The sequence below is a fragment of the Deinococcus sp. AB2017081 genome (genome assembly GCF_034440735.1).
GTDB lineage: Bacteria > Deinococcota > Deinococci > Deinococcales > Deinococcaceae > Deinococcus > Deinococcus rufus.
This window is the reverse complement of sequence record NZ_CP140098.1, coordinates 852,642-871,086: the sequence shown is the minus strand read 5'-3', so window position 1 is coordinate 871,086 and position 18,445 is coordinate 852,642. Positions and strand designations below refer to the sequence as shown.

The following is an 18,445-nucleotide window of genomic DNA, read 5'->3' as shown; positions in this document are numbered from 1 at the left end:
CCATCGTAACACAGCACCGAAATGGAACCGCCGGGGCAAGGGTCCCTGTGTGCACGTGCCCCGGCGTCACCCGGCGCGGTACGGCGACCGCAGCACCTGGGCCGGGCCGAACCTCCCCCTCCGATCTGCCCGTATGCTCGTGCCATGAAAGACGTCATCCAGACCCCGGACGCTCCCGCTGCCATCGGCCCGTACAGCCAAGCTGTCACTTTCGGCAACCTGGTCGTGACCAGTGGCCAGATTCCCCTGACCCCGGCCGGCGATGTCGTCGCGGGGGGGATCACGGAGCAGACCGAGCAGGTGATGGCCAACCTCCGGGCAGTGCTGGCCGCCGCCGGAACGGATCTCGACCGGGTCGTGAAGACCACGGTGTTCCTCGCCGACATGGCCGAGTTCGCTGCCATGAACGCCGTCTACGAGGCGCACTTCCAGGCCCCCTACCCGGCGCGCAGCACCGTGCAGGTCGCCCGCCTGCCCCGCGACGTGCGCGTGGAGATCGAGGTGCTGGCCGAGCGGCACTGAGAGGATGCGGAGCAGACGTCAGAGAGCGGAGCAGTACAGGCCCTGTGCCCTCGGCGTCTTTTGTGCCCCACCTCTCGACGCTCCCGTTCGGCGCGTGCCATGCTGCACCCCATGGTCGTCCTGCCCGTCCGCTTCGAGCGCAGCCCGCGCCTCCACTCCATGCAGAGTGAGGAGGCCCACGCGGTCGGCACGAAGGTCGTGGTGCAGGGCAAACGCGGCCCGGAGGTGGCCACCGTACGCGGAGAGCCCAGCGCCCCGCGCCCGACGGAACGGTACGGAGCCGTCCTGCGGGCTGCCACGACAGAGGATCTGGAGCGCTGGGAGGAACTGCACCGCGCCGGCGAGGATCTGAAGTGGCTGCTGCGGGCCCGGGCCCGGGAGCGGCAGCTGCCGGTCAAGCTCGTGGCCGTGGAATTCACGCTGGACGAGAGTCTGGTCACGGTCAGCTACAGCGCCGATGAGCGCATCGAGCTGACCGGCCTGATCGGCGAGGTGAGGGCCCACACCCGGGCCCGCGTGAATTTCGCGGCGATCGGCCCGCGCGAGCAGGCGCAGATGCTGGGCACGCTGGGGGCGTGCGGGCGGGAGAACTGTTCCAGCACGCATCTTCAGGAATTCGCCCCGGTCAGTATCCGCATGGCACGTGACCAGCAGTTGCCCCTGAATCCAGAAAAACTGTCGGGGCCGTGCGGTCGGCTGCTGTGCTGCCTGCAGTTCGAGCACACGCAGTATGTGGACCTGCTCAAGAACCTGCCGCGCAAGAACGCCAAGGTGTGTCATGACGGCAGCGGGGCGTGTGGCAAGGTCACGAAGCTGCATCCCCTGTCGGGCACGGTGGACGTGTTCACGGAGCAGGGCATGTTGCTGGGCGTGCCCGCGACCGAGCTGCGCCGGGCGCCGGACGAGGGAAGCACCCGCGCTGCGGGCGAGCGGGGCCACAAGTCCGCCCGCCCCCCCGGCCCAGACGCCTGAGCGTCTCCGGGGGGCGGCGCGGGAACCGGTACACTCCGGGCATGACTGCCACCGTGGACGCCGTCGAAGTCAAGCTTGCCGTGCCGGAGCGCGCGGGCCACTGGGACGCCTACGCGGCCCGCTTTCAGGCCCTGCTGGACACGCCGCTGACGCCGGCAGACGTGCCGGAGTGGCTCCGCCGCTGGAGTGCGCTGGCCTCCGAACTGGCCGAGGTGGGCGGAAAACTCGCCACCCACTCGGATCTCCACACGGATCAGCCGGACGTCCAGGAGCGCTACCAGACGTTCCTCGCCAGCGTGATGCCCCACGCGGAGCGGGCCGACCAGGCGCTGCGGGAGAAACTGCTGGCCGTGGAGGGGTATGTGCCGGACGACAGCTTCGCCCTGACCTACCGCCGCTTCCGGGACGCGGCGGCGCTGTACCGCGAGGCGAATGTCGAGCTGGCCGTCGTGCACGAGCAGCAGAAGAACCGGCACTCGGTGATCACCGGCAACCAGACCGTGAGTCTCGAGGGCGAATCCCTGACCATCCCCCACGCACGGCAACGGCTGGACAGTCCGGACCGTGCCGTGCGCGAGGCCGCGTGGCGGGCGCTGGCGACCAGCAACATGAGCGTGTCGGGGGCGCTGGACGGGGTCATGCTGGATCTGCTCGGCACCCGCCGGCAGCTGGCGCGCAACGCTGACGAGCCGGACTTCAGGGCGTACCAGTGGAAGGCCCTCGACCGCGTGGACTACACCCCCCAGGACTGCCGGGACTTCCATGACGCCGTGCGCGATGAAGTCGTACCGGTGCTGACCCGGATGGTGCAGGACGTCGCGGACACGCTGGGGCTGGACACCGTGCGGCCGTGGGACTACAGCCGCACGGCCCTGCTTGACCCGGAGGGCGGGGCCGCCCTGGCCCCCTTCAACGGGGCCGCCGAGCTGGAGGCGCTGGCCGCCGGTGTGTTCGGGCAGCTGGACGCCGATCTGGCGGCCCGCTTCAACTACATGCGTGGCCATGGCCTGCTGGATCTGGAATCCCGGCCGGGCAAGATGACGCACGCGTACTGCCAGTACTTCCCCACCCACAACGAGCCCTTCGTCCTGATGAACGTGGTGGGCAGCGCCGAGGACGTCCGCGTGCTGTTCCACGAGGTCGGGCACGCCTTCCATGGGTTCTACAGCGGTGAGAGCCAGGAGCTCGTGTGGAACCGCTGGAGTCCCACGGAGTTCGTGGAGATTCCCAGCATGGCCATGGAGTTCCTGACGCTCGACCACCTGGAGGGGGCCTTCGGGCCGGCCGGACTGGCCCGCTACCGGCGCACGCAGCTCCAGGGGGTGGTCGCGTTCCTGCCGTGGGCCGCGCAGATGGACGCCTTTCAGCACTGGCTGTACCACGAGGCCCCGCAGGACGTGACAATCCCCGATCTGGACGCGAAATGGCTCGAACTCGACCGCACCTTCCACCCCTTCGTGAACTGGGATGGCCTGGACGAGCGTGTCCGCGCCAAGGGCTGGCAGTACTACCACATCTTCCAGGTGCCCTTCTATTACATCGAGTACGCCATGTGTTACCTCGCGGCGGTCGGCATCTGGCGGGCCGCCCGCACGGACGCGGCGGCGGCCCTCACCGCCTACAGGGCAGCCCTGCGGCTGGGCAGCGCCACGAGCATACCGGAGCTGTACCGTGCGTCGGGTGTGGAATTCCGCTTCGACCGCGAGTACATCCGGGGTTTGACCGCCTTCCTGGACGGTCAGCTCCGCCAGGACGCGGCGGACTGACCGTGGACACGCCGGCGACTCCTGTGCGTGGGAGTCGCCGGCGTATCCGACCCTGCGGCAGCCTCAGTACTGGTAGGTGGTCGTCTCGCTGACGTTCACGCGCACCGTGCGGCCCACGCCACGCTCGACGGTGACGGTCACGCTGCTAGATCCCTTAACCAGCACGCCCTGGAAGCCGCTGGGCGTGGTCACGCTCTGCTGGAGCGCGTAGCCCTGGCGCTGGAGATCCGCGACCTTCTGGTCGTAGGCGCTGCGGGCCGGATCCTGCATCTGGGTACCGGCGATGGCCCCCAGCAGGCTGCCGATGAAGTCCAGCACCGGCGTGGCGCTGCCAGCAGGCGTGACGGGCGGCACCGGGCGGGGCTGCGGTACGGGCGCCGAGATCTGCTGGGCCAGGTCGATATTCAGCGTGCTGGTGGTGCCGCCACGGATCGAGACGGTGGTGGTGTAGTCCCGGAAGCCGGGGGCCTGCACCCGGATCGGGAAGTTCCCGGCCCGCAGGTTGGAGTACGTGACGTTCGCCCCGCCCAGCCGCTGGCCGTTCAGGATCACGGTCGCGTTGGCCACGTTGGTGCCGATGAACAGGCTGCCGGTCGCGACCGGGTTCACGGCCGCCACGGTGTAGAACGCCGTGTCGCTGACCCAGCTGTTCTGCGGCAGCGGCGTGACCACGATGCTCAGCGCCTGCGCGAGGCCAGCCTGGGTCTTGGCGTTCACGGTGGCGAACTGATCCTGCTGGGTCTTGAAGGAGCTGAGCTGGTCGAGGTTCAGCGGCGTCAGGCTGGCCAGGGCCAGCACCTTGTTCTGCCCGATGGGGCCGGCGACGGTGTACTTGAAGTTGTCGCCCTCGGCCGGGAAGGACTTGGTGGTGTTGGCCTTGACGAGGTTCTCGGCACTCAGGCGGTTGGGGAGGATCTGGTCGACGGTGCCGTCGGGGTTCACGTTGAACAGGTAGACGTAGGCGTCACGGTTCACGGTGGCGCTCACGGTGATGCCGTCCCCGACCTTGTACGCGGGGTTCTGGGCACCGCTGGCGTCCCGGTCGACCTGCACATTCACGCTCAGATCCGGCGTGACGGGGTTGACGATGATGCTCTGGGCGCTGACCCTCGGCTGGGCACCGGCGGTCGAGAGGGCGGAGGCGGCGGTCAGAACCAGCACGGAGGACAGGGTCGTCTTCATGGGTCGCAGTGTGCCGGCCCCGGTTGACGGCGTGCTGATTGTTCCTGACGACACACTCATCATCCGGGGGTGGTTCAGGCCGGAGTGGACGACAGCCCCTGCAGCCACGCAGCGGTGAGTTCCGCGTCCTGGGCGGTGAGTTCATGTCCGGCGTCCAGCACCTGCTCCTGCACGGCCGCGCCCACTGACCGCAGGTACGGCACGACCGGCGCGGCGAATTCGTGGTACGGATCGCGGGCACCGCTGGTCACGAGCACCGGCAGGCCCCTGACGTCCAGCCCTGGCGGCTCGTCCATGGGCATGACCGGGCGCAGCAGCACCGCCCCGGCCCACGCCCCCGGATGATGCGCGAGGCTTGCCAGCGCGATATTCGCCCCATTGCTGTAGCCCAGGGCCACGACCCGCTTCGCGTCCAAGCCGTACTCCTGGGCCGCCTCGGTCACGAACTGCGCCAGGGCCTCGCCCTCGGCCAGCAGGTGGGGCTGGTCGTATTTGGTGGCCGTGAAGCGCCGGAAGAAGCGCGGCGAGCCCTCCTCCAGCGAGCGGCCGCGCACGCCCAGCAGCGTGGCCGTGGGCGCGACCTGCCGCCCGAACTCCATGAGCTGCATCTCGTTCCCGCCGGTGCCGTGCAGCAGCAGCAGGGTCAGGGAATCGGTACCGCGTTCGATGTGGTGAATCCAGTTCATGGGGTCTCCTTTGGAGAGGCAGAGGGCAGAGAGCAGAGGGCTGAACATCGTCTGGCTCTCTGCTCTCTGCGCTGTGCATCAGTCGATGGGCTTCAGGTTCGCCACGATCTGCTCGCGGCGGGGTTCGAGGAAGGGCGCGAGGACGATCTTGTCGCCCAGGGTGGCCATGTCCTCGTCGACGCCGAAGCCGGGGCCGTCGGTGGCGATCTCGTACAGGATGCCGCCGGGCTCGCGGACGTACAGGCTGCGGAACCAGTAGCGGTCGACCTCGCCGCTCGTCTGCAACCCGAAGTGCCGGAAGTGCTCCGTCCAGCCGTGGTATTCCTCCTCGTTCGGGGTGCGGAACGCGACGTGGTGCACGCCACCCGCGCCGGGCGTGGCGGGGGCCAGGTCGGGGCGCACGGCCACATGCAGTTCCGCGTGCGGGCCGTCGCCCGCGCCCATGGCGTACACGTGCACGGTGTGCGCAGGGCTCTCCGGATCCGGGTACGTGCGCACGGGGCGCAGGTTCATGACCTTCTGGAGCACCAGGTCGGTGTTGCGCAGGTTCGCCACCGTCATGGTGATCGCCCCCAGCCCGCGGATCTGGTGCTCGGCGGGCACGGGGCTCTCCGGCCAGGGGGTCGGCGGGTCGCCCGCGCCGCCGTCGGTCACGAGCATCAGGCGCTGGCCCTCGTGATCCTCGAAGTCCAGCACGTGCCGGCCGTCACGCTCCACGATCTCGCCGTGCGTCACGTTCAGGGACGTCAGACGATCTTTCCAGTACGTCAGGCTGGCGTCGTCCCGGACGCGCAGGCCGGTGCGGGTCACGGTGTGGTTGCCGCGTCGCTCGCGCGGCACGTTCCAGTCGAAGAACGTGATGTCCGTGCCAGGGTGCCCCACGTTGTCGGCGTAGAAGAGGTGGTACGCGCTGACGTCGTCCTGGTTCACGCTGCGCTTGACGAGGCGCATGCCCAGATCCTGCGTATAGAAGCGCTTGTTCTCGCGGATGTTGCCGGACACGGCGGTGAGGTGGTGGAAGCCGGTGAGGTTCAGGGTCACGGGAAGCTCCTTTGGGGTCGGACGCGATCAGACGGTGAGGGGGCGGAGGTGCGCCTCGATGGTGGCGCGGCGCGGTTCGAGGAAGGGCGGCAGGGCCAGCCCCGCGCCGAGGTCGTCTACCGACTCGTCGGTGGCGAAGCCGGGGCCGTCCGTGGCGATTTCGATCACGAGGCCGTTGCCGTCGCGCAGGTAGATGGAGCGGAAGTAGTGCCGGTCGACCAGACCGCTGTTCCCGAAGCCCTGCGCGGCGAGGTGCAGCAGCCAGCGGGGCATGTCGGCCTGCTCGTGGACGCGCAGGGCCACGTGGTGCACGCCCCCGGCTCCGGGTTTCGCGCGCGGCAGGTCGTCGCGGACGGTCACGTGCAGTTCCGCGTGCGGGCCGCCCGCGCCGAGCTCGTAGACGTGGGTGGGGAAGCCGCCGTCGTCGTACACCCGGCCCTCGGTCAGGCCCAGGCCGCGCGTCAGGAGGTCGTGCGTGGGGGCCAGGTCGGCGACCGTGAACGCGCTGTACCCGAGGCCCTGGATCTGGTCGTCCTCGGGCACGTCGGTGTGCGGGTTCGGCTCGCCGCGCGGGCCGTCTCCCCCGTCGTCGATGAGGGACAGGCGGGTGCCGTCCACGTCCTCCAGATCGAGGTGCAGGCGGCCGTCCCGGACGTGCACGTCGCCGTGCGGCACGGCGTGGTCGTCGAGCCGGGCGGCCCACGCGCTCAGGGCGGCCGCGCCGGTCAAGCGGAAGGTGGTGCGCGTGATCGCGTCGGTGCCGCGGTGCTCGCGGGCGGCGCGGGGGAAGTCGAAGAAGGTCATGTCGGTACCGGGGCTGCCCACGCCGTCGGCGTAGAACAGGTGGTACATGCCGGGCGAGTCCTGGTTCACGGTCTTCTTCACGAGCCGCAGCCCGAGCACCCGCGTGTAGAAGTCGTGGTTCGCGGCGATGTCGGCGCTCAGCGCGCTGACGTGGTGGAGGCCGCCGAGGGGAGCGGGAATCATACGGGATCCTCCTGGAACCGCGGCCACAGGCCGGCGAGCAGTTCGGTCTCCTGCGGAGACAGCTTGTCAAGGAAGCGGCGGCGCACCTCGCGCAGGTGCCGGGCGTGGATGCGGCGCAGTTTCTCCTCGCCCACCGACGTCAGGTAGACCTCCCACCCGCGCCCGTCGTCGGGACAGCGGCGGCGGCCGATCAGGCCCTGCTGCCGGAGCTTGTCGGCCAGCCGGGTCAGACCCCCGCCGGAAAAGCGCAGGGTGCGCGCGAGCTCGGTCATGCGCATGCCGCTCAGGCCCGCCTCCTGCAGCGCGGTCAGCAGTTCGTACGCCGGAAGGTTCAGGTCGTCGCGGCCGAGCTCGGCGTCCAGGCCCTTCCACAGCGTGTCGTGGGCGTGCAGGAAACCGCGCCAGGCGAGTTTTTCGGTGGGGGTGAGGTTCAGCATCGGGGCACTCCTGGCCGGGGCAGAGGGGTCGTCCCGGCAGTGATCCGATAGTACTTGCTTTGCAAAGCAATTTGATGAGTAAACGTCGAACGGTTGGGCAATGGGTTGACATCCACACGTCGTTTGTCGCATTGTCTCAATGGTATGAGACAAGATGACGCGCGACAGCAGGGCCTGCTTCTGTGGCTCAGCACGACCATCGATCCGCATAGCGGTCTGCCCGTGTCGCTCCAGCTCCAGTCGGCCCTTGAGCGCGCCATTGAGCGCGGCACCCTCCGACCCGGCGACGCCCTGCCCACCATTCGCACCCTGGCAGCCCACCTGCGCCTGGCCCCCAACACGGTCAGCAAGGCCTACGCCGCCCTCCAGCGCAACGGGTATACCGAGAACCGGGCCGGAGCCGGCACCACAGTCATCTCCCTCCCCCAGACCGCGACCCCAGGGCAGGCAGGTGCCCTGGGAGAGCTGCGAACCCTGCTGCTGGAGCTGCTCCGTGCCGGCGTCTCTCCTGCCGACCTCCACGCGACCCTCGAAGAGGTGCTGCACGGCGACAGGCTCTCGGAGAACGCCCAGTGAACGCCCTCGATGTGCTCGATGTCCATGCCAGCCGGGGCCGCCAGACGGTACTGAGCGGCGTTTCGCTGAACCTTCCCACAGGTTCCATCACCGCTCTGCTTGGCCCCAACGGCAGCGGCAAGACCACCCTGATGCGTGTCCTGGCCGGCCTGTTGACACCGGATCGAGGTCAGATCCGCAGTCCTGGGATCGGTGACCCCACCACAGCGCACTGGCGCAGGCACGTGGCGTATGTCCCCACGGGCGGAACCTTTCTGGAACAGGAGACCGGCCACGCCCACTTCGCGTTCGGTGCCCGCGCCTACCCCGCGTGGTCTCAGTCGCACGCCCTGGAGGCGGCGCACGAACTCCACGTCCCGCTCCAGGCCCGTGCCTCGCGCCTGAGCACCGGGCAGAGGATGGGGCTCGCCCTGGCCTACGCCTTCGGCTGCCGCGCCCCCCTCCTGTTGCTCGACGAGCCCAGCAACGGCCTCGATCCCGAGCACCGTGCCCTGCTCGCCCGCGCCGTGGCCCTGTTCGCCGCCGACGGCGGCACGGTACTGCTCAGCTCCCACGTCCTGCCGGAGATCGAGGGGCTGGCCGACCGGGGCGTCTTTCTCCAGCGCGGCGCGGTAAAACTCCAGGCCGATCTGGATGATCTGCGGGCGGCCTCGACCACCCTTCAGGTCATCCTCCCAGACGTGCTGCCCGCCAACGTGCTGGACGACCTACGGGCACTGCCCGGTGTCAAGGGTATGGGTCTGGACGGCCGCACCCTGAGCCTGCACCTGAGCGGTGCTCACGGCCCGGTGCTGGCCGCGCTCCAGACACTGCGCCCGCTCGACATCCAGTCCCGGCCCTGCCCCCTGGCACAGACGTACGCCGAGCTGATGACCGCCTCCGATATCCGGGGGGCGGCGTGACGCGCTGGCCCGTCTCCCGCTCTGCGCTGGGCTGGCTGGAGTGGCGCTCCCTGCGGGCCGCCCTGCCGATCACTGTGGGCCTGACTGCGGCGGCAGGATTCTTCGCGGGTGCCACCATGAAAACCCTGGGGCCGACGGCATGTGGTGGCTGGGCCGTGAGTATCGGCCAGCCCTACCACGTCAGCGTCGATCTGGCCGGGTTCTGGTTCGGCAGCGTGGGTGCCCTGCTGATCCCGGCAGTGGGCGCGTGGGCCGGGTCACGCTTCCGGCAGGACGAGGCATTTCTGACCCTGGCTCCGCTGTCACCGTGGGCGGTGTTCCGTGCACGCCTGACCAGCGGCCTGAGCCTCGTGCTGTTGGCCGTCGCGTGCTCGGGCATCGTGCTGGCGCTGCAAGGACTGAACACCGTGGACTGGTGGCTGGAACGCGACCTCTGGGCCAGCTACGGCGCGGCCCTGGGCCTGCTGTGGCTGCGCGGGGTCGCCACACTGGCGGTGGCCGCCGCGCTGCGCCGGTGGCTGTCGCCCGTCCTGAGCCTGCTCGGTGCCCTGGGCCTCAGCGTCGGTCTGGGCTTCGTGTGGCAGGCCGGTGGAGCCGGAGGCGCACGATTCATCGCAGATCCGTTCCTGCTGCAGTTCCAGGCACTGTATTCCAGAGAGACCTTCCAGCCGGTGGCACAGACGGGCCTGGACTGCGCCGCGATGCAGAACTTCGTGGCGACCCACACGCCGGATGCCCTGCTCAGCGCCCCCGATCCTGCCCGTCTGACGGTTGCTGTGCTCGCCACGGCGATTCTGCTGGGTCTGGCGGCGTGGCGATGGAGTCCTGGACATCGTTCACACGCCGTATCGGCGTCGAAGTAGGTCTGGAACGGACGACGGAGGCGCAGCCCACTGGCGGCCATATGCCCTACCACTACACCCGCTGCCCGCGGCTCGACCCGCGCGTCGTGCCGCCCGCGATGAGGTGCGCGGCGCGCAGCGGTTCGGGGATACGGCCGGTGACGGTCAGGGCCGTGAGCGCCTGCGCGGCGTCCTCCAGATTCAGGCCCGCGCGCTGCACCCACACGCCCGCGCACGCTTCCATCTCCCCCGCCGCCTGCACCAGCCGCCACTTCTGGGCACCCCCAGGCACATGCGTCAGCAGGGCCGTCCTCACCGCGTCCAGCCGGGGCGCGCGGCGGGCGACGACGAGCACCGGGCGGCCGGTCGCCGCGTGCAGGGCGTGGATGTCCACGACGTTGAAGCCCGCGAGCGCGATGCCCTGGAGCAGCACGAGGCGCACGTGCTCTCCCGCCGCGGTGGTCAGCCGCGCGAGTTCGGCGGTGCTGTTGCGGCCGTCCCGCCGCACCCGGCCGGACACCACGCCGTGCAGCGTGCGGCCCGCGTAGGCGGCACCGAACACAGGCACGTCGCCCCGCCACGCCCGGTCGAAGGGCGCGTCGTCGAAGCCGAGTGCGTGCAGGCCGGTCATGTGCGCAGGGTATCCGCCACGTGGCCGATGCGCCGCAGACGTGCGGAGGTCACACTGCGTCCATGATGACGATTCCCGACGTGACCCGGGTGGACGTGACGCCCTTCGATCCGCGCTCAGCCACGCCGGAGCAGCGTCTGGCGGTGGGGCAGCTGCTGGCCGACGCCTTCGCCTTCGCAAACCCGGACGACCCGCCCCTGCTGCCGCAGCACGAGGCGGTCAACCTGGGACAGCTGAATCCGGACGAACGTGCGGATCACGTCGTCGTGTGGGATGGCGGGCGGGCGCTCGCGTGGGGCCGGATCGGGTACGACCTGAAACAGAACACGCACGCCGCGTCGGTGCGGCTCTACGTGCATCCGCAGGCCCGCCGCCGGGGCCTGGGCACCCGCGTGTGGGCGGCGCTGCGGGTGGTCGCAGAGCGTGAGGGCCGGCGGGTGGTCATGGCCGGCACGTCCAGCCGCAGCCCGGCCGGCGAGGCCTTCGCCCGCTCCCTGGGAGCCGAGGCGGCGCTGCCCAACCGCCAGAGCCAGCTCGACCTGAGCGCCCTGGACGAGGAGCTGCTGGCCCGCTGGCAGATCCGCCCGGACGGCGACCCGTACCGGCTGCACGTGTGGCGCACCATTCCCGACATGTACCTGGACCGCATGGCGGACATGATGATGGTCATGAATACCGCGCCCCGCGGCGACCTGGACGTGGAGGACTGGACGATCACGCCTGGGATGATCCGCGCGTGGGACGCCATGCTCGACGAATCCGGCGAGGTGCGCTGGCTGATGTCCGTCGAGGACACCCGCAGCGGGCAGCTGGACGCGTTCACCGAGGTGTTCTGGCAGCCGGAACGGGCCACCCTGCTGTACCAGGGCGCCACCGGCGTGCGCCCGATGGCCCGGGGCCTGGGGCTGGGCAAGTGGGTCAAGGCGGCCATGCTGGATCACGTGCGGGCCGCGTGTCCGGGAACCCGGTTTGTCCGCACCAACAACGCCAGCGTGAACGAGGCCATGCTGGGCATCAACGTGGCGCTCGGCTTCACCGAATGGGCGACCTTCATGGAGTGGCAGCTCAGGCTGCAGTGAGCGTGGATGCCGGTGCCTGTGGCCGGGCGGCTCAGCCGGGCGGCCGGCGCCCGAGCAGCCGCGCCACCGACGTGATCAGCGACGGCGCCGCCCGGGGCGCGTCGTCCTCTTCGACCACAAACACGGAACCATGGGTCAGGTCGACCGGTGCCCTCAGCACGGGTTCGTCGAGGGTGACCTCGTCCCATTCCATGACCCGACGGACATGTCGGCCATACTCCATGCTGGTCATGCCTCAGCTTGGACACCACGACCTGTCTTAATTCTTACACCGGCGCCGGTCGCCTCCCCGGTCTCGCTGTGACAGCGCTGTCAGACGTGGCAGTTCCGGAGTGCCCGGCGAACGCGAGAGCAAAAAAAAGCCGCTCTGAGGCGACGTTCTGGGTAATTCTGGATCACTGCATGGTGGAGTGTGCTCAGCCGGCCCAGCTCAGGTGGCTGCCGCCACTGAAGGGCCGGGGACGGGACGCGGCCGGCCGCCCGGCCGCCGGGACAGGCTCCACGCGGAGCGCGGAGGTCGTCGGGAGCAGCGGGGAGCGGGGGACGTTCATGCCTCCAAGTGTGAAGGAGCACGCCGACGGGTGGATGATCCCCCCCTTTAGGTAGCGCCCAGTGAGGATTTAGGAACGGGTCAGAAATCGGGGGCGTGTCCCCCCCCATGGAGGCCCGGAAGGCGGCAGGCCGGCCCCGGCGCCGGCACACAGCAGCCGGGCTCAGTTCAGGATCTCGATGAAATCGTCGTCCTCGGCATCGGCGGCCAGAGGAAGGTTGAAGTAGAAGGTGGCGCCCTTGCCACGCTCGGACTCGACCCAGATGGTGCCGCCGTGTTCCTCGATGGCGAGCTTGCAGAACGCGAGGCCCATGCCCGTGTCGAAGCGGCCGTGCAGCGTCAGGCGGGACTGCTCGAAGGCCGCGAACAGGTTGGGGATGTCCTCGGCGGGAATGCCCTCGCCGTCGTCGCGGACGGCCACCTGCACGCCGTCGGGGACGGCACGCACCAGCAGGCTGATGACCCCGCCGGTGGTGGTGTGTTTCATGGCGTTGCTGAGCAGGTTCGCCAGCACGCGCCGCAGGATCTCCGGATCCACGCTGGCCGGCGACAGATCCTGTTCGACCTCCACCCGCACATGCCGGTCGCGCAGGCCACTGCCCACATCGCCGCGCGCCTGCTCCATGATCTCCTCGAACATCGGGCTGAACACCAGTTCCCGCCGCAGGTTCATCTTGCCCGCCTGGATCTTGCGGACATCGAGCATGTTCACGGCCAGATGCAGCAGGTGCTGGGTCTCGTCGCGGGCGACCTTGATCAGCTCACGGCTGTCCTCGGGCACGCGGTGATCCTCGTACACGATCTCCAGCAGGCCCATCACGGCTGCGATGGGATTTTTCAGGTCATGGACGAGCATGTGCACCAGCTGGTCGCGCACCCGCTCCTCGTGCTCCCAGGTGTCCATCCGGCGTTGCAGGGACGCGATCCGCCCGTGCATGTCGTGGTGCTGCGTGGCGCGGCCCAGCATGGTGCGGATCTGCAGCACCAGCGCAGCGGTGGGCGTGGTGTCGCCGATCAGGGCGTCCGCGCCGGCACTGAGCATCTCGCCCAGACCGGTCGACCCCACCGCCAGCCAGCGTGTGCCGGCCAGTTCGGCCCGCTGCCGCAGCATGGGCAGCACCTGCCACAGCGGCACGCCGGGGGTGTCGGTGTACAGCAGCACCACGTCGGGCGGGGTCACGTGGGCCTCGCGCAGCAGGGTCTCGGCGTCGGGGACGGGAATGACCGTCACCTGCGGCAACGCCGGGACGAGCGTGGCTGAGCGGGCCGGGTCGGCCGCGACAACAAAAACCGTGGGGGGATGTGCGCTCGCCATGCTTGGATCGTCAGTCTACCCCGCATGGCGGGCGGTGTTCCTTCACCCACTGTGGGCCGGGCCGCAATGACCGTGCGCCGTGGCGAAAGTCACGGCGCACGGTCTACAGCTTGGGGATGCCTACCAGACTGGAGGAGCGGATCGTCCCGGCCGGGTTCAGCCCTTGACGCTCCCGGCCAGCAGGCCACGCACGAAGTAGCGGCCCAGCAGGATGTACACCAGCAGCGTGGGCAGCGCGGCCAGGATCGCCCCGGCCATCGGCAGGTTCCACGACACGGCCTGCCCGCCCGACAGCTGCGACAGCGCGTAGGTCACGGGCTGCGACGAGGTGTTGGTCAGGGTGGCGGCGAACAGGAACTCGTTCCACACCTGCGTGAACTGCCAGATGATCACGACCACGAAGCCCGGAATCGAGATCGGGAAGATGACCTTGCCGTAGATGCTCCAGAAGCCCGCGCCGTCGATGGTCGCCGCCTCGATCAGGGCGTCGGGCACGTCGGCGTAGAAGTTCCGGAAGATGAGTGTGGTGATCGGGATGCCGTACACGACATGCGCCAGGATCAGGCCCCAGATCGAGCCGTACAGGCCCAGCGATTTGATGAACTGGAACAGCGGGATCAGCACGGCCTGATACGGAATGAACATCCCGAACAGCATCAGCGCGAACAGGGTGTTGGCGCCCCGGAACTTCCACTTGCTCAGGGCGTAGCCGTTCACGCTGCCGAGCATGGCGCTCAGGATCGTAGCGGTCACGGCCAGGAACAGGGAGTTGCCCAGGTTGCCGCCGATCTTGGCCCACGCCTCGGAGAAGCTCGCCCAGTTCAGGGCGGCGGGCCAGTGCCACGACGTGGCGAGGTTGATCGCGTCCGGGCTCTTGAGCGCCGTGGCGAACAGCAGGTACACCGGCACCAGGAAGAACAGCGCGGCCACGACCAGCAGGAGGTACATCAGCACACGGCCAGGGGTCACGGGGGCGCGGGGCACGGTGGTGGGGGCGGTCTGTGCGGGCGTGGCCGTCATGCGTGGCCCTCCTCGGTGCGGAACTGCGAGGCCAGGTACGGCACGATGATGAACGCCACCAGGATCAGCAGCACCGTGCCGATCGCGGCCCCCAGTGCGAACTGGTTCTGCCGGAAGCTGGTCAGGTACATGTTCAGCGCGGGCACGCTGGTGTTGATGTTGTCCGGGCCAGCCATGGCGTACACCAGATCGAAGATCTTCAGGCTGATGTGCCCCAGGATGATCATGGCTGACAGCGTGATCGGCGAGAGCAGCGGGAAGATGACGTGGCGGTACATGCCGTAGTCGTTCGCGCCGTCCACCTTGGCGGCCTCGCGCAGTTCCTCGGGGATGCCGCGCAGGCCCGCGAGGTACAGCGCCATGGTGTAGCCGCTCATCTGCCACACCGCCGCGATGATGATGCCGATCAGGGCGAGGTTGAAGCCGTGCAGCTCGGGAGCGGGCAGCATCTTGACGTTCGGGCCGACGAACAGGGCCCACACGAACAGCAGGGCCGCGCACACGCCCGCGACCAGGGTGCGCCGGCGGTCACCAGACTGCGCGGCGCGAACGGCCAGCACGGTCAGCACCACGCCGACGACCCCGGCGGTGAGCAGCGGCAGCACGTTCCAGTCGAACTTCAGCACGCTGTCGGTGCTGCTCAGCCACCCGAAGGTGCTGGGGGGCGCACCGGCCAGCGTGGGGGCCATGTTCACGCCGCCCGCCGGCTGCAGCATCCAGCGCCAGATGGTGCCGGTCACGATGAACGACAGGCTCATGGGGAACAGGAAGATCGTGCGCCACAGCCCCTCCCCTTTCGGGTTGCGGTCGAGCACCAGCGCGAGGCCCAGCCCCAGCCCCAGGCAGCCCAGGATGAAGAACACGGTGAAGAAGATGGTGCTGACGAGCTCCTGCCGGAAGCGGCCCTGCAGGAAGCCCGTGAACAGCTCCTGGTAATTGGCGAGGCCCACCCAGCGGATGATGGGATCCAGGGCCAGCGCCTGCGCCGGGTCGTTGCCCCAGTCGGTCATGCTGACGTACACGCTGCGGGCGATGAAGCCGTACACGAACACCGCGATCAGGATGATGCTGGGTGTCAGGACGGCGATCGACCACAGGCGGTCTTTGCTCAGGCCTTTCATGGTGCCGGCCTCCTTTCTTGGTCAAGGGGAGAGGTGTGGGTGTGGGGCCCGGCCCCACCACCCACACCCCACATCAGGTGCGGCCCGGTTACTTGCCGATGCCGGCGCGCACGGCGAGCTGCTGCGCGGCAGCGGCCGCAGCAGCGCTGTTCTTGCTGGCGACGAAGCCGTCGATCACCGCGCCGAAGGCGCTGGTGAAGCTCTCGGGAGCCACGGCGCCGTGCACCAGCGAGCCCACGATCTTGCTGGACTTCCAGTCGGTCGCGGCGCTCTTGGAGTAGACGCTGTACTTGCTCAGGTCAGAGTCCGTGCGCGCGGCGATGGAGCCCTTCAGGGGATTGAAGGCGTCCTGGCCTTCCTTGCTGCCCAGCAGCTTGAGCCAGTTCATGGTCTCGGTCGAGTTCTTGATGCCCTTGGGCAGACCGAAGGAGTCGGCGAGCATCACGAAGGTCTTGGTGGTACCGGGGGCGGCGGCCCAGCCGAAGCCGGTGCCGGGGGCGAGCTTCTTGGTGGTCGTGAAGTACCCGGCCGCCCAGTCGCCCATGACGTTGAAGGCGCTGGTGCCGTCGATCACGCGGTCCGTGGCCTGCTGCCAGCTCAGGCCCGAGGCGTCCTTGTTGGCGCAGTCCATGACCTTGCCGTAGGTGGTGAAGGCACCGACCACACGGGGATCGGTGAACTTCAGCTTGCCGCTCCACAGGTTCTCCCAGCTCTGGGCACCCAGCGTGCCGATCATGACGCTCTCCCACAGGTGCTGCTGGGTCCAGTTCTCACCGACGACCAGCGGCGCGGCCACGCCCTTGGCCTTCAGGGTGGCGCAGGTGGTCAGGAACTCGGGCCAGGTCTTGGGCACGCTAACGCCCCAGGCCTTGAGCTTGGCGGGGTTGTACCACAGGACGTTGGAGCGGTGAACGTTGACGGGCACGCTCCAGATGCCGCCCTTGCTGGAGATCAGCTTGACGAGGTCCGCCGGGAAGACCTTGCTCCAGCCCTGGCTCTTGAACAGCGGGGTCAGGTCCTGCATGCGGTTCGCGACGACCCACGTGCCGATCAGTTCCTGGCCGGCGTGCGCCTGGAAGGAGTCGGGGGGCGTGCCGCCGAGCATGCGGGTCTTCAGGACGGCCTTGGCGTTCGTGCCGGCGCCGCCGGACACCGTGGCGTTGTCCACGACGACGCTGGGGTACTTGGCCTTGTACAGCTTGACCAGGGCCTCCAGAGCGGGACCCTCGTCGCCGGACCACCACGAGAAGATCTCGAGCTTGCCGGCGGCAAGGGCGCTGGAGGAGACGGCAAGGGCAGTGGCAATCATCAGGGCTTTCTTCATGGTGATCCTCCGAAAGGAACGGGATGGTGCGGGGTCTGGGTAACGCCAGGAGCAGGTTTATTAAGCGAAGGTGATGATAGTCCTCCGGGAGGCGGGGCGCGACTCTCCACCCCCGGTGGGTCAACCAGCCTGGACACGCGGTACAGCTGGGGCAGGCCGCGCGGGGTGAGCAGGGCCCCCAGCATCATCGCGCCGGCCCCCAGCACGCCGGCGTGCCCACCCAGCGTGCCCAGGTCGATGCGGGCACGGTCGGCATTGATCCGCATGGTGCGCCGGTCGGCGCTGGCGCGGATGGCACCGATCAGCACGTCGCCCGCCTGCGCGAGCCGGCCGCCGATCACCACCGCATGGGGGTTGAAGAGGTTCAGGGTCGTGCTGACGGCCACGCCCAGGTGGTGGCCCACCGTCTCCCAGACGGCCCGGGCCAGTGGGTCGGTGTTGGCATGCCGGATCAGATCCTCGACGGTCAGGGCGTGCATGGTGGTGGGTGTGCCCTCGGCGTGCAGCCGCGTGGCCAGTGGCACCAGCACCTGCGCGGCAGCGTAGCTCTCCAGGCTGCCGGGGTTGCCACTGCGACCGACCGGCCCGTGCTCGTTGATGCTGATATGCCCGATCTCGCCGGCCCCGCCCCGGGCCCCACGGTGCAGCCGGCCGCCCAGCAGCACGCCCGCGCCGATCCCGGTGGCGAGCTTCACATAGATCAGGTCGCTCACGCCCCGGTGGGTGCCGAACCTCGCCTCGGCCAGGGCACCCAGATTGGCGTCGTTCTCGACTAGGACATCCACGCCCAGCAGGTCGCGCAGGTGGGCCCCCACGTTCTCTCCGTCCCAGCCGGGCATGTTGGGCGGCTGCACCACGCGGCCGGACTCGTGATCCACCGGGCCGGGCACCCCCACCCCGGCGATGGCCACGTGGGCGATGGGCACGCCGGCGTCGTGCAGCACATGCCGGGCGAGTTCGCACAGCAGCGCGTACGTGGCCTGCGGGCCGGCCTGGATGTCGTGCGGTACGGTCGTGGTCGCCAGCGTGCGGCAGCGCAGGTCGAGCACGTCCACGCGGGCGTGACTGGCCCCCAGGTCGATGGCGAGCATGGCCGCCGCGCGGGCGTTCAGGTGCAGCAGGGTGGCGCGGCGGCCCACACCGGTACCGCTGCGTGCGCCGGCCTCCTGCACCAGCCCGACCTCCATGAGTTCGGCCACGATGTTGCTGATCGCGCTGCGCGACAGCCCCAGGTCGCGGGCGATGTCCACGCGGGCCCGGTCGTCCTCCCACAGCAGCCCCAGCAGCAGCAGGGTGTGGCGGCACCGGATGGCCGCCAGATCCAGCGTGTCGTGGCTGTGCAGGGTCTGGTTCACGGGTCGTCCTGTCCCTGCCTTCAGGGAGCCGCCTGCCGCTGCGGGCAGGGTCAAGGGAGCATCACGGTGTCCGCGCCGGGACATTGAGAGGGAGGTGCGAGGGCCATGCTGCACCACCCGATATTTGTTTGTCAAAT

Annotated in this window: 20 protein-coding genes; 7 read left to right on the top strand and 13 right to left on the bottom strand. The window is 69.3% G+C overall.

The window, feature by feature from the left end; all coding sequences use genetic code 11:
- Positions 1 to 144 precede the first annotated feature (144 nt).
- From U2P90_RS04220 to U2P90_RS04210, 3 genes are all read left to right on the top strand, one after another.
- Positions 145 to 522 carry a RidA family protein gene (locus U2P90_RS04220; protein ID WP_295823535.1) on the top strand — a complete coding sequence of 126 codons (378 nt, stop codon included), beginning with the start codon at positions 145 to 147 and terminating at the stop codon, positions 520 to 522.
- A 111-nt stretch (positions 523 to 633) separates the two neighbouring features.
- Positions 634 to 1,494, top strand: coding sequence for a PSP1 domain-containing protein (locus U2P90_RS04215; RefSeq protein ID WP_295823538.1), 861 nt, complete (start codon positions 634 to 636; stop codon positions 1,492 to 1,494).
- A 41-nt stretch (positions 1,495 to 1,535) separates the two neighbouring features.
- Positions 1,536 to 3,260, top strand: a complete 1,725-nt coding sequence (locus U2P90_RS04210) for a M3 family oligoendopeptidase (RefSeq protein ID WP_322473927.1) — start codon at positions 1,536 to 1,538, stop codon at positions 3,258 to 3,260.
- Between the two features lie 63 nt (positions 3,261 to 3,323).
- On the opposite strand, the gene U2P90_RS04205 is transcribed toward U2P90_RS04210, so the two are convergent.
- The 5 genes from U2P90_RS04205 to U2P90_RS04185 form a co-directional block, all read right to left on the bottom strand.
- The gene (locus tag U2P90_RS04205; RefSeq protein ID WP_322473926.1) at positions 3,324 to 4,442 is read right to left on the bottom strand and encodes a DUF4384 domain-containing protein; all 1,119 of its coding nucleotides are present in this window, start codon (positions 4,440 to 4,442) and stop codon (positions 3,324 to 3,326) included.
- 74 nt (positions 4,443 to 4,516) lie between these two features.
- Positions 4,517 to 5,128, bottom strand: a complete 612-nt coding sequence (locus tag U2P90_RS04200; RefSeq protein ID WP_322473925.1) for an alpha/beta hydrolase — start codon at positions 5,126 to 5,128, stop codon at positions 4,517 to 4,519.
- A gap of 78 nt (positions 5,129 to 5,206) precedes the next feature.
- Positions 5,207 to 6,169, bottom strand: coding sequence for a ring-cleaving dioxygenase (locus U2P90_RS04195; protein WP_380101328.1), 963 nt, complete (start codon positions 6,167 to 6,169; stop codon positions 5,207 to 5,209).
- Between the two features lie 27 nt (positions 6,170 to 6,196).
- Positions 6,197 to 7,156 carry a VOC family protein gene (locus tag U2P90_RS04190; protein ID WP_322473924.1) on the bottom strand — a complete coding sequence of 320 codons (960 nt, stop codon included), beginning with the start codon at positions 7,154 to 7,156 and terminating at the stop codon, positions 6,197 to 6,199.
- On the bottom strand, positions 7,153 to 7,593 hold the full coding sequence (locus U2P90_RS04185; RefSeq protein ID WP_295823128.1) for a MarR family winged helix-turn-helix transcriptional regulator: 441 nt from the start codon (positions 7,591 to 7,593) through the stop codon (positions 7,153 to 7,155). The genes U2P90_RS04190 and U2P90_RS04185 overlap by 4 nt, the downstream gene beginning before the upstream one ends.
- A gap of 144 nt (positions 7,594 to 7,737) precedes the next feature.
- Between U2P90_RS04185 and U2P90_RS04180 the strand changes: the two genes are divergently transcribed.
- From U2P90_RS04180 to U2P90_RS04170, 3 genes are read left to right on the top strand one after another with little or no spacing between them, the layout of a single operon-like run.
- The gene (locus U2P90_RS04180) at positions 7,738 to 8,169 is read left to right on the top strand and encodes a GntR family transcriptional regulator (RefSeq protein WP_322473923.1); all 432 of its coding nucleotides are present in this window, start codon (positions 7,738 to 7,740) and stop codon (positions 8,167 to 8,169) included.
- Positions 8,166 to 9,071, top strand: coding sequence for an ABC transporter ATP-binding protein (locus U2P90_RS04175; RefSeq protein WP_322473922.1), 906 nt, complete (start codon positions 8,166 to 8,168; stop codon positions 9,069 to 9,071). Before U2P90_RS04180 ends, U2P90_RS04175 begins: the two co-directional genes overlap by 4 nt.
- On the top strand, positions 9,068 to 9,934 hold the full coding sequence (locus tag U2P90_RS04170) for a hypothetical protein (RefSeq protein ID WP_322473921.1): 867 nt from the start codon (positions 9,068 to 9,070) through the stop codon (positions 9,932 to 9,934). The genes U2P90_RS04175 and U2P90_RS04170 overlap by 4 nt, the downstream gene beginning before the upstream one ends.
- 52 nt (positions 9,935 to 9,986) lie before the next feature.
- Here the strand turns inward: U2P90_RS04170 and U2P90_RS04165 are convergent, their stop codons facing one another.
- Positions 9,987 to 10,544, bottom strand: coding sequence for a DUF99 family protein (locus U2P90_RS04165; protein WP_322473920.1), 558 nt, complete (start codon positions 10,542 to 10,544; stop codon positions 9,987 to 9,989).
- Between the two features lie 62 nt (positions 10,545 to 10,606).
- Between U2P90_RS04165 and U2P90_RS04160 the strand changes: the two genes are divergently transcribed.
- Positions 10,607 to 11,623 (top strand): GNAT family N-acetyltransferase, encoded by a 1,017-nt coding sequence (locus tag U2P90_RS04160; protein WP_322473919.1) that lies wholly within the window; start codon positions 10,607 to 10,609, stop codon positions 11,621 to 11,623.
- A gap of 31 nt (positions 11,624 to 11,654) precedes the next feature.
- Here the strand turns inward: U2P90_RS04160 and U2P90_RS04155 are convergent, their stop codons facing one another.
- The 7 genes from U2P90_RS04155 to U2P90_RS04125 all read right to left on the bottom strand — a co-directional run bounded on the left by U2P90_RS04155 (position 11,655) and on the right by U2P90_RS04125 (position 18,308).
- Positions 11,655 to 11,855 carry a hypothetical protein gene (locus U2P90_RS04155; protein WP_322473918.1) on the bottom strand — a complete coding sequence of 67 codons (201 nt, stop codon included), beginning with the start codon at positions 11,853 to 11,855 and terminating at the stop codon, positions 11,655 to 11,657.
- Between the two features lie 184 nt (positions 11,856 to 12,039).
- Positions 12,040 to 12,174: a hypothetical protein gene (locus U2P90_RS04150; protein ID WP_295823133.1), complete on the bottom strand. Its 135-nt coding sequence runs from the start codon at positions 12,172 to 12,174 to the stop codon at positions 12,040 to 12,042.
- Between the two features lie 162 nt (positions 12,175 to 12,336).
- Positions 12,337 to 13,488: an ATP-binding protein gene (locus U2P90_RS04145; RefSeq protein ID WP_322473917.1), complete on the bottom strand. Its 1,152-nt coding sequence runs from the start codon at positions 13,486 to 13,488 to the stop codon at positions 12,337 to 12,339.
- A 156-nt stretch (positions 13,489 to 13,644) separates the two neighbouring features.
- Positions 13,645 to 14,508, bottom strand: coding sequence for a carbohydrate ABC transporter permease (locus U2P90_RS04140; RefSeq protein ID WP_295821899.1), 864 nt, complete (start codon positions 14,506 to 14,508; stop codon positions 13,645 to 13,647).
- Positions 14,505 to 15,629: a carbohydrate ABC transporter permease gene (locus U2P90_RS04135; protein WP_295821898.1), complete on the bottom strand. Its 1,125-nt coding sequence runs from the start codon at positions 15,627 to 15,629 to the stop codon at positions 14,505 to 14,507. Before U2P90_RS04135 ends, U2P90_RS04140 begins: the two co-directional genes overlap by 4 nt.
- Before the next feature lie 88 nt (positions 15,630 to 15,717).
- Positions 15,718 to 16,953, bottom strand: a complete 1,236-nt coding sequence (locus tag U2P90_RS04130; protein ID WP_295821895.1) for an ABC transporter substrate-binding protein — start codon at positions 16,951 to 16,953, stop codon at positions 15,718 to 15,720.
- The gene (locus tag U2P90_RS04125) at positions 16,950 to 18,308 is read right to left on the bottom strand and encodes an ROK family protein (RefSeq protein WP_322473916.1); all 1,359 of its coding nucleotides are present in this window, start codon (positions 18,306 to 18,308) and stop codon (positions 16,950 to 16,952) included. The genes U2P90_RS04130 and U2P90_RS04125 overlap by 4 nt, the downstream gene beginning before the upstream one ends.
- Positions 18,309 to 18,445 lie beyond the last annotated feature (137 nt).

Coding starts and splice junctions, on each gene's coding strand:
- U2P90_RS04220 (WP_295823535.1), top strand. CDS start 145: ATGAAAGACGTCATCCAGACCCCGGACGCTCCCGCTGCCATCGGCCCG.
- U2P90_RS04215 (WP_295823538.1), top strand. CDS start 634: ATGGTCGTCCTGCCCGTCCGCTTCGAGCGCAGCCCGCGCCTCCACTCC.
- U2P90_RS04210 (WP_322473927.1), top strand. CDS start 1,536: ATGACTGCCACCGTGGACGCCGTCGAAGTCAAGCTTGCCGTGCCGGAG.
- U2P90_RS04205 (WP_322473926.1), bottom strand. CDS start 4,442: ATGAAGACGACCCTGTCCTCCGTGCTGGTTCTGACCGCCGCCTCCGCC.
- U2P90_RS04200 (WP_322473925.1), bottom strand. CDS start 5,128: ATGAACTGGATTCACCACATCGAACGCGGTACCGATTCCCTGACCCTG.
- U2P90_RS04190 (WP_322473924.1), bottom strand. CDS start 7,156: ATGATTCCCGCTCCCCTCGGCGGCCTCCACCACGTCAGCGCGCTGAGC.
- U2P90_RS04185 (WP_295823128.1), bottom strand. CDS start 7,593: ATGCTGAACCTCACCCCCACCGAAAAACTCGCCTGGCGCGGTTTCCTG.
- U2P90_RS04180 (WP_322473923.1), top strand. CDS start 7,738: ATGAGACAAGATGACGCGCGACAGCAGGGCCTGCTTCTGTGGCTCAGC.
- U2P90_RS04165 (WP_322473920.1), bottom strand. CDS start 10,544: ATGACCGGCCTGCACGCACTCGGCTTCGACGACGCGCCCTTCGACCGG.
- U2P90_RS04160 (WP_322473919.1), top strand. CDS start 10,607: ATGATGACGATTCCCGACGTGACCCGGGTGGACGTGACGCCCTTCGAT.
- U2P90_RS04155 (WP_322473918.1), bottom strand. CDS start 11,855: ATGACCAGCATGGAGTATGGCCGACATGTCCGTCGGGTCATGGAATGG.
- U2P90_RS04150 (WP_295823133.1), bottom strand. CDS start 12,174: ATGAACGTCCCCCGCTCCCCGCTGCTCCCGACGACCTCCGCGCTCCGC.
- U2P90_RS04145 (WP_322473917.1), bottom strand. CDS start 13,488: ATGGCGAGCGCACATCCCCCCACGGTTTTTGTTGTCGCGGCCGACCCG.
- U2P90_RS04140 (WP_295821899.1), bottom strand. CDS start 14,508: ATGACGGCCACGCCCGCACAGACCGCCCCCACCACCGTGCCCCGCGCC.
- U2P90_RS04135 (WP_295821898.1), bottom strand. CDS start 15,629: ATGAAAGGCCTGAGCAAAGACCGCCTGTGGTCGATCGCCGTCCTGACA.
- U2P90_RS04130 (WP_295821895.1), bottom strand. CDS start 16,953: ATGAAGAAAGCCCTGATGATTGCCACTGCCCTTGCCGTCTCCTCCAGC.